We start from the raw sequence: 13,279 nt of genomic DNA on the forward strand, positions 1-13,279 counted from the left end.
TTTTTTTTATTCGTCAATTCATTTTCACTGGGAAAATATATATTTTTTTTGCTATGATACAAATAGTTGTTTATAAAAAGGAGCTTGATTTTATGAATATTGGTTCTGCAATACGTGAAATTCGTCAGCGTAGAGGCATAACAATCGCACAAATTTGTGAGGGAACAGGTCTTTCTAAAGGGTTTATGAGTCAGGTTGAAAATAATAAAACATCACCATCTATCTCAACTTTAGAAACGATCTCCAATTTTTTAAACGTTCCTCTTCCCTATTTATTGTTAGAACAAAAAGATCGATTGAAAGTTGTCAAAAAGGTAGAGCGTAAATATAGTGTATACGGAAAAGATGAACAAAGAATCGAACATGTTGCAGAGCAAGGTGGCCTTCGCCTAAATCTCGTAGAAATTCCTGCTGGGTTTCCGAAAGAAAACACACCAAATGCCCATGAAGGGGAAGAATGTCACCTTGTATTACGCGGCACACTAGAAGTTCAACATGGAGAAGATGTTGCAATTGTAGAAGAAGGGGATTCTTTCTCCTGGAATGCATGTGTTCCTCATATCGTTCGTAATATAGGAGAAGAAACTGCATTATTACTCATCTCTAGTCATGCAGAAAATCGAAAACGTGTTTATTAAAAAAAGAAGCCTGTAAATCAGGCTTCTTTTTTATCCTCTTATAACTCCATAGCTTGTCCCAACTAGTACAGTCTTTTCGTGTTGATTACGATAAACTGACTCGATTGAAACCTTTTTGTATCCTTCCATTTGTTCAATATTTGTTAAAGTTAATTCACAAGTGATCGTATCTCCTGTAAAAACTGGTCTAATAAACTCACTTACTAATTCTCTTGCTATGTAATGTAATTCTTCGCCTACTTTCGTTCCAATACTAGCAGTCAATAAACCATGAACCATTAAACGTCCATTTTCATCATATTCCATATGATGCCTGCCTTTATCCCCTGTAATATTTGCAAATTCAAAAACCTCTTCCTCAGTAAATCTTCTTTCATATTTAAATACATCCCCAACTTTTATACTCATTTTTATCCCCCTAATAATAAACAGAATTTTCTTTCATTTTACCATAAAATGAGTCTCAATTCATTTTCTATTATAAAAAGAACAAAAAATACTTATAGCTGTACTATTTCCTTACTTTTCGCTCCTTTACCGATGCCCATCTCTTTTTGCAGCTTGGTATCCATAGTACGCACATGTTCCATTTCTCGATAACTCTCTCACCTCAAAACCACAACTTCTATAAAAATCAAAATTACTCGCAGAAGTATGCGCAAACCAGTCACCATGTGGCAATTTTTGCAAACAAAGAGCAACAAGTTTCTTACCTAATCCCTTCCCTCTATATTCACATTTCACAACTAAATTTACTATGTTCGCGACCATGATTCCATCAGAAATGACTCGAACCATCGCAACCATCTCTTCTTCATCCCAAATTGTGAATGCCCATGTTGAATTTTCAAATGCTATCGTGAATTTTTCAATTTGCCAAGAAGGGATATTATCATTGCTCCAACCGGCATCTTCGAATAAAGTTTTAATTGCATATGCAGGTACACCATTCGTTCCCTCACGAATAATAAGTCCATTATGATAAATGTACATGTAATCCCCCCTTTATTTTTATATATCATTCTTCAAAAGATGCAATTAACCTTTTTTCATCCAATGCGCCTAATGGAATAAACGAGAACATCCATCCCATGAAATGAAGTTGTTTTCTCGTAACTAAGCCCCGTTTTTCTAGCAACAAAGATTGAGGCGGGGTGGTCCGGATTAATAAGAGAAATTAATTTATTCATTCGTAACGCTTGGAAGCCATAATCTCGAAATGCTGCTGCTGCTTCTTTCGCATATCCTTTTCCCCAATACTGAGGTAATAGCCAATAGCCAATTTCAATTTCCTCTTTTCCATCTATTTGCTGCTTTACTAATCCTGCATGACCAATTCGTATTCCCGTTTCCTTTTCAATCAATATAAATAAACCGAGACCGTTTTTATAGCTAGGAATCACCCACTCTTCCAAACTTTTTTTACACTGCATATATGTTTTTAACGTCCCATTTCCAATATAGCGCATTACCTTCTCATTTCCCCATAATGAAGCGTAGAACTGTAAATCATCCATTGTATATTTGCGAATTTGTAAACGATTTGTATGAAACATTTCTGCACTCCTTCCCACGAATTTGTACTTACCTACACGATCATGTTTTGGATATATACTAAATGTTACTATCTATTATAAAGGAACTAAAGACGAAATACAGAATATTCAATCTAGAAAGGATTTAAAAAAGGCAGTAGACAAATATTGTCTACTGCATCCATATCATAACTAGCATAAAGAAAACTACAATTGAGGGGGGTGTAGGATTTTCAAATACACTAGATACTTATCCCGTTCTAACGGGCGGTAAACTTTCCAATTATATGAAAGTGAAAAGTTTACCGCACATAAGAACTTTGGCGGTCATTAAGAAAGCACCGTTAAGTAGTCAAATACACGCTGTGCTTGTTCTCCGCCCATTCGTGCATGTTGAAGAAGAGAAATACCATGGGGGCCAGATGCACATAATGCTTCTGGTTGTGCTACTAAAATAGCTTGTACAACTTCTAATTCTCCAAGCATAGCGGCCGCGAAAATATCCATTCGAGCACCCTTTTCTAGTAAATAGAGAGCAATATCTTTACGACCTACATGTGCCGCTGCTCCTAACGCACTTTCCCAATCTGATCCGCCCCAATTGTACGAGGCATGAAGTAAACTTGGCGATTCAGCTAACAGTTCTTGTACTTTTTCTAAATCTCCGTGAGCTGCCATAACAAATTCCCTTACTAACTCAGTGGTAATACGTTCTTCTGTTCGCATCTTGCTCCTCCTTTTTTAGAAATTCGCTTCGGTGTAAAAAATGGCTTGTCGCTTCCTTGAAAAATATCTACATCTATGCCAAATACATGTTGAAACATTTCATGACATAACACTTCTTCTGGTATACCGTCATACTGAAGCTTCCCCCGCTTTAATACGAGTAAACGATCACTATATTGAGCCGCTTGGTTAATATCATGTAAAACCATTATAATTGTCATGCCAAATTCCTCGTTTAATCGTTTCACAAGTTCCATTACTTCCAACTGATGAACGATATCTAAAAAAGTTGTTGGCTCATCCAATAATAAGACGTTCGTACGTTGTGCTAGCGTCATTGCAATCCAAGCACGTTGTCTTTCTCCTCCTGATAAAGATTGTAAAAGACGATATTCATACCCTTCAAGATTTGTAACAGACAATGCCCAATCAACAATTTCTTCATCTTCTTTATTTAAGCGACCTCTCCATGATTTATGAGGTCCTCTTCCAAATTCGATTAATTCTTTCACTGTTAAATCCAATTGATGATCATGCATTTGTGGTAACATCGCTAATTGCTTCGCTACATCGGCACTTTTCATCGTATGAATACTTTTTCCATCTAAAACGATATCCCCTTCGCTTTGTTTAAGTAGTCTTGCCATTAAACGAAGCAAAGTAGATTTCCCCGATCCATTCGGTCCAATTAAACTAACGACCTCTCCAGCTTTAATATGTACATTCATATTTTGCATTTGAAATCTTTCAGAATGTGCGTAAAACACTTTATTAACGGAAATCACTTCGTTTTCCTCCTCTATGAATTAAATATAAGAAGAACGGACCGCCTAAGAAGGATAATAAAATACCAACAGGCAATTCAATTGGATCAAACCAACTTCGAGCTATCGCATCCGCGAAAACAAGTAATATTCCTCCGCCAAGGCATGATAATGGCAGTAAATATTTATAGTCATTTCCAACTAATAAACGTAACATATGTGGTACGACAAGACCGACAAATCCAATAAGACCAGAAACACTAACTGCAATTCCAGCTAATAACGTACTTACTACTATTAAATAAAACCGGCTTCTCTCCACGTTATGACCTAATAATTTCGCCATTTCATCTCCAAGCATTAATACTCGAATATGCTTGATACCGAAGAAGGCCAATATAATAGCGAATATTGCATAATAAATAATCATGTTTAAATGTGCCCAACTTACCCCACCAATGCCACCCGCTAACCAAGGTAACACAGATTGTACTTTGTCACTATGTAATAACATTAATGCTGACGTCGCTGCACCTATTAATGCATTAATTGACACACCTACTAAGACAATTCTTGAAGGTGGTGCCCCCTTTTGCCATGATAAAGCATAAATGATCATCGCCGTTATGAAAGCTCCTAAAAACGCACCGAGTGGTAAAAACGCCATATGCTGAGGGAATAAAATCATAATTACAATTGCGACAAGACCTGCTCCAGATGACACCCCGATAATACCAGGGTCTGCAAGAGGATTTCTCATCACCCCTTGTAGCAGTGCGCCAGATGCAGCTAAACATGTTCCTACTATAAATCCAACGAGCACTCTTGGTATACGAAGATCCCATACAATTCGATGAACTGTCGAACCTTCATCTTGTATCCCTGTTACAATATCTCGTAAAGAAAAGGATAGGCTTCCTGCGAAAAGACCGTAAAAAAGACATGAAACCGTTAATACAACTAAAGTAACTGCTATGATCCATCTTTTTTTCGCAAAAGGATGTTCCTTTTCCCTTACTACTTCACTACTTTCCATACTTATCATTTCCTTACATCTTGTATACTTTTATACATAAAGTCCATCGCTTCTGTAACTTTTGTTCCAGGATTTGATCCAAATAAGTCTGGTGGCAAAATAACTACGCGATTTTGTTTTACTGCATCTAAATTTTTCCACGCTTCATTTTTCATCATTTCGCCTTCAAATGCTTTTTTAACGCTATTTGGATCTCCATGTGTAATTAAGTAAATCACATCAGGATTCGCCTCAATAATGCGTTCTACACTTAGCTGTGCATATTGCGGATATTCCTTCATTTCTGGAAAATCAGCTGCAATATTTTTCCCACCTGTTTTTTCTAAAATATCACCTGATAAAGAGGTTGGTAATGCTGCTAAATAAGTACCAGGTGCTCCATACACTAGCAATGCTTTCACATCACTCTTTTTCTCATATGTCTTCATTTGATTCGTAATTTTTTGGTTAAGTTCTTTTGCTTTATCTTCTTTCTTCATTATCGTTCCGTATAGTTCAATATTCTTTAGAATATCTTGTACAGAATTCGCAGAAGAAATCATTACTTTCGTTCCTTGCCCTTCAACCGTTGGAACATTCTTTTGGAACCCATTATTAGCAATAAGTACATCGGGCTTTAAGCTAGCAATTTGCTCAAAATTCGGCCGATGTGCATTTCCGATTACTTGTACTTTCTTTATATCCTCTGGAAGAGTTATTTTTGCATCCGGACGACCCACTATTTTTCCACCTAAAGCATGAATAATATTCATGTCTCCCATACTTAATGTTGCAAAACTCTCTGGCACTTTATCGAATATTACCTTTCTTCCTGACAGGTCGGTAACTTCTATTTTCTCTTTTCCTTTTTCTGTTTTTGTTGCCGCTGCTTTTTCGTCTCCCTTTGCACTGCAACCTATTAATAAGAAAAAAATAGATAAAATCGCTGTAAATAGCGTAATAGATTTTTTCATTCTTTCACCTCTAATTGATAATGATAATCATTAACTACTATTCTACTTTAATTGATAAGGATTATCATTGTCAATATAAAACGCATACATTTTCTAGAAAAAAAACAAAAAGCGTTACAAAAAAGATTCCTTCTTTTTGTAACGCACTATTTATCAATATTATTCGCATTCGTTTCCCTCTAACTCGTCTCGCATCACTTTCACACGCTGAAAGAAAAAGAAAGATAAACTTAAAAATATAACGATGCTCCCCATCATAACAAAAAATTGTATCGTTTCTTTTGCTCCAGTCGGAATCAATAAGCCAACCATTAACAATGTACTTACAGCGAGAAGAATTTGTCCGAACCGAGTATAATCTTCTATCTTTTCTTGTAATTCCTTCATTATATTCTCACTCCTCCATTTCACTGTATCATATTCTATTAAACTGAAAGACAAGTAAATACAGCCATTCTGGGAGATGTTTTCCAAAAGAAAAAGAGCCGCTTTATGGCGACTCTTTCATAACCATTACTCACCTTTATATGCTTTCATATAAATTTCTTTCAGCTCTGAAATGAGAGGTAATTTTGGATTAGCTGTTGTACATTGATCTTCAAAAGCTCTTTCTGCTAATAATCCAACAACCTCTTCAAATTGGTCTTTAGCAACTCCTTGTCCTGCAATACTCATATTTATATTTAAACTTTTTCCGAGCTCAATAATTGCTTTGACAAGTGATTCCACACCTTCTGCAGTCGAACTTGCTGGAAGCCCGAGCATTCTCGCAATATGTGCATAGCGTTCATCGGCTACAAAGTGCTCATATTTTGGGAACAATGCGTGTTTTCTTGGCTTAATAGCATTATAGCGAACTACGTGCGGCATAAGAATTGCATTCGCACGCCCATGTGGAATATGAAATTCTGGTCCAATTTTATGTGCTAAGCTGTGATTAATACCTAGAAAGGCATTTGCAAATGCCATTCCTGCGATTGCAGAAGCATTGTGCATTTTTTCTCGTGCTTCTTCATCATTTCCATCTTTAAATGCTCTTGGTAAATATTTAAATACGAGATCAATGGCCTTTAATGCTAATCCATCTGTATAGTCATTCGCTAAAACAGACACATACGCCTCGATTGCATGCGTTAATACGTCCATGCCAGTGTCTGCTGTTACATGTGGTGGTACTGTCATTACAAATTGTGGATCAACAATTGCTACATCTGGCGTTAATTCATAATCCGCGAGTGGATACTTTATATTATTTTTCTTATCTGTAATAACCGCAAATGGTGTCACTTCTGATCCTGTTCCAGATGTTGTTGGAATGGCAACAAACTGCGCCTTACTTCCTAATTCCGGATATTTACATGTTCGTTTTCTTATATCTAAAAACTTCTGTTTAATTCCATAGAATGTTGTTTCTGGATGCTCATAGAAAAGCCACATCCCTTTCGCGGCATCCATCGCTGAACCACCACCAAGTGCGATAATTACATCTGGCTGAAAACTTCTCATCATTTCTGCACCTTTAAACACAGTTTCATCTGATGGATCCGGCTCAACCTCAAAGAAAACTTCAACTTTCACATCATTTACATGTTTACGTAAATAATGCGTGACCGTATCTACATATCCGTGCTCAACCATTCCTGGATCCGTTACAATAAATGCACGTGAAATGTTAGGCATATTTGCTAAATATGCTGTCGCATGTTTTTCAAAATAAATTTTTGGTGGTAATTTGAACCATTGCATATTCTTTTTTCTATTTGCCAACCTTTTTATATTTAATAAATGCGTCGCTGTTACGTTTTGAGAAATCGAGTTTTTCCCGTAAGAACCGCAGCCAAGCGTAAGTGATGGAATAAATCCATTATATATGTCACCGATTCCACCTTGTGATGAAGGGGCATTTACAATAAGGCGGCAAGCTTTCATACGTAATCCAAATTGCTTTTGCACTTCTTTATTTACAGAATGGATAACTGCTGAATGTCCTAAACCACCGAGGTTTAACATTTCTTCACAATATGTAAATCCTTCTTCTAATGAATTTGCTTTTACACAAGCTAATACTGGACTTAACTTCTCACGAGATAGTGGATATGCGGCTCCGATGCCTTGTATTTCAGCTACAAGCATTTTTGTATTTTTAGGTACAGTAATTCCAACTAATTCGGCAATATACTGTGCGGATTTCCCTACAATATCACTATTTACTGCACATGTATTTTCATTAATAACAAGCTTTTCTAATTTACTTCTCTCTTCCTCGGTTACAAAATAACAATCATTTGCAATCATTTCTGTTTTCACATCATCATAAATTTCCTTGTCTACAATAATTGCTTGTTCTGATGCACAAATCATACCATTATCAAATGTTTTAGATAAAATTAAATCATTAACCGCTCGTTTTATATGCGCTGATTTCTCTATATAACATGGTACATTACCAGGACCTACACCTAGCGCTGGTTTTCCAGTAGAATAAGCTGATTTCACCATACCAGCCCCTCCAGTTGCCAAAACAAGCGCAACACCTTCATGGTTCATTAATTGTTTCGTTGCTTCGACAGAAGGTTTTTCAATCCACTGAATACAATGTTTTGGTGCCCCCGCCTTCACCGCTGCATCGTATACTGTTTTCGCAGCTGCAATAGAACAGTTTTGTGCGGAAGGATGAAATGCGAAAATAATTGGATTTCTCGTTTTTATCGCGATTAATGCTTTAAACATTGTTGTCGATGTTGGATTCGTTACTGGTGTTACCCCAGCTACTACACCGACGGGCTCCGCAATTTCTATTATTTCTTCATGAGGATCTTCGTGAATAATCCCTACTGTTTTATCTTTCTTTATGCTATGCCAAATATATTCAGTAGCAAAAATATTTTTAATACATTTATCTTCGTATACACCACGACCTGTTTCTTCAACAGCCAACTTCGCAAGTGGCATATGTTGATCAACCCCTGCTAATGCCATTTCATGAACAATGTTGTCAATTTGCTCTTGTGTAAAACTTTCTAATGCTTGTAAAGCCTTTCGACCGTTATTCACTAACGTATCAATCATCTCTTTTACTTCCTGCATTTCATTTACAACCTTCTCTTTGACTACCATGTAAATTCCTCCTATTCTGCTATCTTGGACTAAACAAGGCCCTATCGGTCATAATTAGTCCCGATTAGCGCAAAAAAAATAGAATTGCTTTCCTACATGAACTTCATTGTTTGTGAAATATTTCACAAGTTTGTTCGTGAGTAACACTTCATGAATTCAATATACATGAAATCATTTCATTTGTGTATGTCTATTTTGTGAAATATTTCACAAAATAACGTAGTAAAAATGCACTGCCTATACTAGCAGTGCATTTTTACTACGATAACGCTTGTGCTAAATCTTCAATTAAATCTTCTCCGTCTTCAATACCGACAGAAATTCGAATTAATGTATCTGTAATTCCTAATTCTTTGCGACGATCTGCTGGGATTGATGCATGTGTCATTTGAGAGGGGATAGAAATTAAACTTTCTACTGCTCCTAAACTTTCAGCCAGTGTAAAGTATTGTAATTTCTCAAGTACTTTATTTAATGTTTCTTCGCTATCTACATCAAATGAGATAATAGCACCAAATCCATTTGCTTGTTCTGTTGCTAATTCATGGTTTTGATGTGACTCAAGGCCTGGATAATATACTTTATTTACTTTTGGATGATTATTTAAAAACTCAGCAATTGCACGTGAATTCGTTTCATGCTCTTCCATTCGAATTCCTAATGTTTTTAAACCACGAAGTAGTAAGAAACTATCTTGCGGGCCAAGAATGCCGCCTGTTGAGTTTTGTACAAAGTGAAGATCTTCTGCTAATTGCGGGCTATTTACAACTACTAGACCTGCAACTACGTCACTATGACCTCCTAAATATTTCGTTGCACTATGAAGTACAATGTCTGCTCCTAAAGAAATCGGCGACTGCCAATATGGCGTCATGAATGTGTTATCAATAATTGTTAATAAATCTTTCTCTTTAGCAAGAGTAGATATTTTTTTAATATCAGTAATTTTTAGTAACGGATTCGTTGGTGTTTCTACATAAATCGCTTTCGTATTTGGACGAATCGCTTCTTCAACTTCCTCTAAGTTTGTTGTATCTACAAATGTATGCTCAATACCGAAGCGGTTTAATACTTTCGTAATCACGCGGTACGTTCCACCATACACATCATCTGTTAAAATAACGTGGTCACCTTTTGAGAACAACATAATCGTAGCTGTAATAGCCGCCATTCCTGAACCAAATGCGAAACCAGCATGGCCGTTTTCTAATACCGCAATCATTTCTTCTAAAGCTGCACGTGTTGGGTTGCCTGTACGTGAATATTCATATCCTTGATGTTTACCAACTGCTTCTTGTTTGTACGTACTCGTTTGATAAATCGGTACATTTACAGATCCAGTTGAAGGTTCTCCTATGCGAATACCATGAATTAACTTTGTCTTTGCTCTCATTTTTTATTCCCATCCTTTGTATATGTCTTTACTTAAATAGCGCTCACTACTATCAGGAAAAATCGTTACAATATTTGTACCTGGCGCCGCTTTCTCTGCTTCAAGTAAACTTGCATGAAATGCTGCTCCTGAAGAGCTCCCAACGAGAAGTCCTTCTTTTTGCGCTAATTCTTTCACTCGTAAAAATGCATTTCGATCAGAAATCGTATGAATTTCATCAAAATAAGATGTCTTCAAAAATGGCGGGATAAATTCCAGTCCAATTCCTTCGGTCTCATGTGAACCAGCCTTACCACCATTTAAAATAGATCCTTCTGGCTCTACGATAACTGTTTTAATATCTATATTTTTTTCTTTCAAGTAAGATGCAGTCCCCATAAACGTACCGCCAGTTCCTGCTCCAGCAACAAATATGTTAATCTCTCCATTCAATGCGTCCCACAGTTCAGGTCCTAATGTTTTAAAATATGCACGAGGATTTGCCTCATTTGCGAACTGACTTGGAGAGTATGAATTCGGTATTTCATTTACTAACTCTTTTGCTTTTGCAATTGCACCGGTCATTCCTTGCTCAGTCGGCGTATGCACAACCGTTGCACCTAGTGCTTTCATTAATTCTTGTTTTTCAATGCTAAATTTCTCTGGTACACAAACGATAACGTGTAAATCATGTTGTAACGCTGCAAGTGCCAGTCCAATACCAGTATTTCCAGCAGTCGGTTCAATAATTGTTCCGCCCTCTGTAACAAGCCCTTTTTCTAGCGCATCTTCGATTAATTCTCTTCCTAATCGGTCCTTAACGCTTCCGCCTGGGTTATAAAATTCAAGCTTTGCAAATAAACGGACCCCTTCTGGAAGTGAAAAATGAGTAATCTCTACAATTGGTGTATGACCAATTAACTCATGAACTCCACGATATACATTCATCGTGTTCTCCCCCTTATTTGCCAATAAAGAAAAGGCAACTGTATGTATTTTCTTTATATGAGACAGTTGCCTTTTTGTTACATTACTTTAACTCTTCTAATACTTTTACGATAAAGTTTGTAGAATGAAGAGCTGCTTGATCTAAAAATTGATCAAATGAAACATTTGATTCTTTACCAGCAATATCAGAAAGTGCACGAATGATAACAAACGGAACTTCATATTGGTGGCATACTTGTGCAACAGCTGCTGCTTCCATTTCTACTGCATAAAGGTTTTCAAATTTATCACGAATAGCTGCAACGCGGTTCGGATCACTCATAAATGAATCGCCTGTTGCAATCATACCTTTTACAACTTGAATATTTTCTTCTGCCTGCATACATTTTTCAGCTAATGCAACTAATGCTTCATCAGCTTTAAATCCAGGAGGCATTCCTGGTACTTGCCCATACTCATAGTTAAATGCTGTTACATCTACGTCATGGTGACGAACTTCTGTTGAAATAACGACATCCCCAACATTTAGAGAATGATGGAATCCACCAGCTGAACCAGTATTAATGACTTTTTCAGGCTTATATCTTTCTAATAAAATTGTCGTTGACATCGCTGCATTTACTTTACCAATACCAGACTTTAACAAGATTACTTCATGTCCTGCTAATTGTCCTTTCGTAAATTCACAACCCGCAACCGTTTCTGTTTCTGCTTGTTCTAATTTATCACGTAAAATACGTACTTCTTCTTCCATTGCTCCAATTACAGCAATTCTCAATCTAATCCCTCTTTCTATTGCTTAGTTGCCTCCATTACCCAAACGAAATGATTTAATCTCGTAAACGTTACATGGAAGCCATTGTTTTCAAAAATAGTCTGCATAACTGGAATACGTGTATAGTATTCCGTTTGCAAATCGTTTGCTAACTCATGAAAACCTCTTTGTTTTGCTGTTTCAACAGTTTTATCATATGCATCTTGATCTGCAAATATCGTATCAGCAAACACTATTTTACCACCTTTGTTTAGCAATTGACTATACTTCGCAATCGCTACATTTTTTTCATCATCTGTTAAATGATGAAATGCATAGGTGCTTACTATGGTATCAATGGAATTCGGGACTTCAAACGAAAGAAAATCACCTTCTGTAATGGAAAACTCTTTTGGCAATTTTTCTTTTGCAATCATGCGCATTTCACGTGACGGTTCTATACCGTAAACTGTACGGCCAGCAAGTAATAATTTATTTGTTAAATTACCTGTACCGACACCAAATTCTAATATGTTACCAAATGACTTGTTAACTACATCCTCTAGAATGTCCTCATAATGGGCGAAAACTTCTTTATATTGTATATCTTCACCTTGTACAAATGAGTCGTACGTATGAGCCCACTCATCAAATAAACCATTAAATTCTGTACCCATAAAAATTCCCCTTTTTCTTATCGGTTTTATCAGTATGATATTCCCTCTTTCTAAAAATGTCAATTGAAATGTACATGGTATTTCCTTCTTTTCTTTGTTACACTATAGTTGATTACATAGGAGAGGGGCCGTCTTCATGTCATTTACCTTTGAAATGTTAGAAGATAAAGTAGAATTTTTTGAAGCGGGAGACTTAGCTTCTTTAGAACGAAAAATCAGTGAACAAATCGATAATAATAAAGCACTTATGCTTGAAGTTCATCACATCTCGCATCAAATGGTTATGGATCCTGAAAGTAAAAGACCATATTATAGCGCGGTTGTTCATTTTAAATTAAAGAAATTACGCTAACTAAAAAAGAGAAGCTCCTAAGGAGCTTCTCTTTTTTTAGTTTAGAGTTTGAACAAGTACTGGTTTCCAGCCCTCATTGTCTACCCAATCAATATTTACATAATATCTTTTACCTGTTTGTTTATCTTGTACGTTACCGTAAGCTTTATTCTTACCGTTATTTCCGATTCGATGAATAATTAATTGCTCTACTGGAACGTCAATTGCAGCTGAAATCGCTTGATTCATCTCATTCCAATCTGCTGTACCTTTTTTAAACGTCATCGCAGGTGTTGCACCTTGCTCTGTGCCTACTGGCTTCCAAGAAGGTTTCGTATAAGCGTCAGTTGCCTTTGACTGTGTTTTTTCAGCTGGTACTTTCTCGTTAGCTTTCGCTTCTTCTTCAGCTTTTTTCTGTTCTTCTTCAG

Annotated in this window: 16 protein-coding genes; 2 read left to right on the plus strand and 14 right to left on the minus strand. The window is 36.5% G+C overall.

Features of this window, described 5'->3' with window-relative positions; translation table 11 throughout:
- Positions 1-92 precede the first annotated feature (92 nt).
- Positions 93-638 (plus strand): helix-turn-helix domain-containing protein, encoded by a 546-nt coding sequence (locus MR079_RS24790; protein WP_014893504.1) that lies wholly within the window; start codon positions 93-95, stop codon positions 636-638.
- Between the two features lie 30 nt (positions 639-668).
- Here the strand turns inward: MR079_RS24790 and MR079_RS24795 are convergent, their stop codons facing one another.
- The 13 genes from MR079_RS24795 to MR079_RS24855 all read right to left on the minus strand — a co-directional run bounded on the left by MR079_RS24795 (position 669) and on the right by MR079_RS24855 (position 12,520).
- On the minus strand, positions 669-1,046 hold the full coding sequence (locus tag MR079_RS24795; RefSeq protein WP_000025009.1) for a hotdog family protein: 378 nt from the start codon (positions 1,044-1,046) through the stop codon (positions 669-671).
- 126 nt (positions 1,047-1,172) lie between these two features.
- Positions 1,173-1,631, minus strand: coding sequence for a GNAT family N-acetyltransferase (locus tag MR079_RS24800; RefSeq protein WP_242294814.1), 459 nt, complete (start codon positions 1,629-1,631; stop codon positions 1,173-1,175).
- Positions 1,632-1,687: 56 nt separating this feature from the next.
- Positions 1,688-2,194, minus strand: coding sequence for a GNAT family N-acetyltransferase (locus MR079_RS24805; RefSeq protein ID WP_277933166.1), 507 nt, complete (start codon positions 2,192-2,194; stop codon positions 1,688-1,690).
- 309 nt (positions 2,195-2,503) lie between these two features.
- The gene (locus tag MR079_RS24810) at positions 2,504-2,899 is read right to left on the minus strand and encodes an ankyrin repeat domain-containing protein (protein WP_139866582.1); all 396 of its coding nucleotides are present in this window, start codon (positions 2,897-2,899) and stop codon (positions 2,504-2,506) included.
- Positions 2,866-3,684 carry an ABC transporter ATP-binding protein gene (locus MR079_RS24815; RefSeq protein ID WP_029439978.1) on the minus strand — a complete coding sequence of 273 codons (819 nt, stop codon included), beginning with the start codon at positions 3,682-3,684 and terminating at the stop codon, positions 2,866-2,868. Before MR079_RS24815 ends, MR079_RS24810 begins: the two co-directional genes overlap by 34 nt.
- On the minus strand, positions 3,671-4,699 hold the full coding sequence (locus MR079_RS24820) for a FecCD family ABC transporter permease (RefSeq protein WP_139866579.1): 1,029 nt from the start codon (positions 4,697-4,699) through the stop codon (positions 3,671-3,673). Before MR079_RS24820 ends, MR079_RS24815 begins: the two co-directional genes overlap by 14 nt.
- Positions 4,700-4,704: 5 nt before the next feature.
- Positions 4,705-5,652, minus strand: coding sequence for a helical backbone metal receptor (locus MR079_RS24825; protein ID WP_242294815.1), 948 nt, complete (start codon positions 5,650-5,652; stop codon positions 4,705-4,707).
- 159 nt (positions 5,653-5,811) lie between these two features.
- Entirely contained in the window at positions 5,812-6,039 is a 228-nt protein-coding gene (locus tag MR079_RS24830; protein ID WP_000661449.1) for a YrhC family protein, read from the minus strand.
- Positions 6,040-6,165: 126 nt separating this feature from the next.
- A complete protein-coding gene (gene adhE, locus MR079_RS24835) occupies positions 6,166-8,769 on the minus strand; it encodes a bifunctional acetaldehyde-CoA/alcohol dehydrogenase (protein ID WP_139866576.1) in 2,604 nt (867 codons plus the stop codon).
- Positions 8,770-9,028: 259 nt separating this feature from the next.
- Positions 9,029-10,162: a bifunctional cystathionine gamma-lyase/homocysteine desulfhydrase gene (locus MR079_RS24840; RefSeq protein ID WP_139866574.1), complete on the minus strand. Its 1,134-nt coding sequence runs from the start codon at positions 10,160-10,162 to the stop codon at positions 9,029-9,031.
- A 3-nt stretch (positions 10,163-10,165) separates the two neighbouring features.
- Complete coding sequence (locus MR079_RS24845; RefSeq protein WP_139866572.1) at positions 10,166-11,089, minus strand: O-acetylserine dependent cystathionine beta-synthase; 924 nt, start codon at positions 11,087-11,089, stop codon at positions 10,166-10,168.
- Positions 11,090-11,171: 82 nt separating this feature from the next.
- The gene (gene mtnN / locus MR079_RS24850; RefSeq protein ID WP_001217039.1) at positions 11,172-11,867 is read right to left on the minus strand and encodes a 5'-methylthioadenosine/S-adenosylhomocysteine nucleosidase; all 696 of its coding nucleotides are present in this window, start codon (positions 11,865-11,867) and stop codon (positions 11,172-11,174) included.
- Positions 11,868-11,881: 14 nt separating this feature from the next.
- Complete coding sequence (locus MR079_RS24855) at positions 11,882-12,520, minus strand: class I SAM-dependent DNA methyltransferase (protein ID WP_242294816.1); 639 nt, start codon at positions 12,518-12,520, stop codon at positions 11,882-11,884.
- 136 nt (positions 12,521-12,656) lie between these two features.
- On the opposite strand from MR079_RS24855, the gene MR079_RS24860 reads away from it, so the two are divergent.
- On the plus strand, positions 12,657-12,872 hold the full coding sequence (locus MR079_RS24860; protein WP_000010984.1) for a YrzA family protein: 216 nt from the start codon (positions 12,657-12,659) through the stop codon (positions 12,870-12,872).
- 36 nt (positions 12,873-12,908) lie between these two features.
- On the opposite strand, the gene MR079_RS24865 is transcribed toward MR079_RS24860, so the two are convergent.
- The coding region (locus tag MR079_RS24865; RefSeq protein WP_242294817.1) for a YrrS family protein at positions 12,909-13,279 on the minus strand (371 nt) is incomplete at its 5' end.

The sequence above is a fragment of the Bacillus cereus group sp. BfR-BA-01381 genome (assembly GCF_022663555.1).
GTDB lineage: Bacteria > Bacillota > Bacilli > Bacillales > Bacillaceae_G > Bacillus_A > Bacillus_A pacificus.

Coding starts and splice junctions, on each gene's coding strand:
- MR079_RS24790 (WP_014893504.1), top strand. CDS start 93: ATGAATATTGGTTCTGCAATACGTGAAATTCGTCAGCGTAGAGGCATA.
- MR079_RS24795 (WP_000025009.1), bottom strand. CDS start 1,046: ATGAGTATAAAAGTTGGGGATGTATTTAAATATGAAAGAAGATTTACT.
- MR079_RS24800 (WP_242294814.1), bottom strand. CDS start 1,631: ATGTACATTTATCATAATGGACTTATTATTCGTGAGGGAACGAATGGT.
- MR079_RS24805 (WP_277933166.1), bottom strand. CDS start 2,194: ATGTTTCATACAAATCGTTTACAAATTCGCAAATATACAATGGATGAT.
- MR079_RS24810 (WP_139866582.1), bottom strand. CDS start 2,899: ATGCGAACAGAAGAACGTATTACCACTGAGTTAGTAAGGGAATTTGTT.
- MR079_RS24820 (WP_139866579.1), bottom strand. CDS start 4,699: ATGGAAAGTAGTGAAGTAGTAAGGGAAAAGGAACATCCTTTTGCGAAA.
- MR079_RS24825 (WP_242294815.1), bottom strand. CDS start 5,652: ATGAAAAAATCTATTACGCTATTTACAGCGATTTTATCTATTTTTTTC.
- MR079_RS24830 (WP_000661449.1), bottom strand. CDS start 6,039: ATGAAGGAATTACAAGAAAAGATAGAAGATTATACTCGGTTCGGACAA.
- adhE (WP_139866576.1), bottom strand. CDS start 8,769: ATGGTAGTCAAAGAGAAGGTTGTAAATGAAATGCAGGAAGTAAAAGAG.
- MR079_RS24840 (WP_139866574.1), bottom strand. CDS start 10,162: ATGAGAGCAAAGACAAAGTTAATTCATGGTATTCGCATAGGAGAACCT.
- MR079_RS24845 (WP_139866572.1), bottom strand. CDS start 11,089: ATGAATGTATATCGTGGAGTTCATGAGTTAATTGGTCATACACCAATT.
- MR079_RS24855 (WP_242294816.1), bottom strand. CDS start 12,520: ATGGGTACAGAATTTAATGGTTTATTTGATGAGTGGGCTCATACGTAC.
- MR079_RS24860 (WP_000010984.1), top strand. CDS start 12,657: ATGTCATTTACCTTTGAAATGTTAGAAGATAAAGTAGAATTTTTTGAA.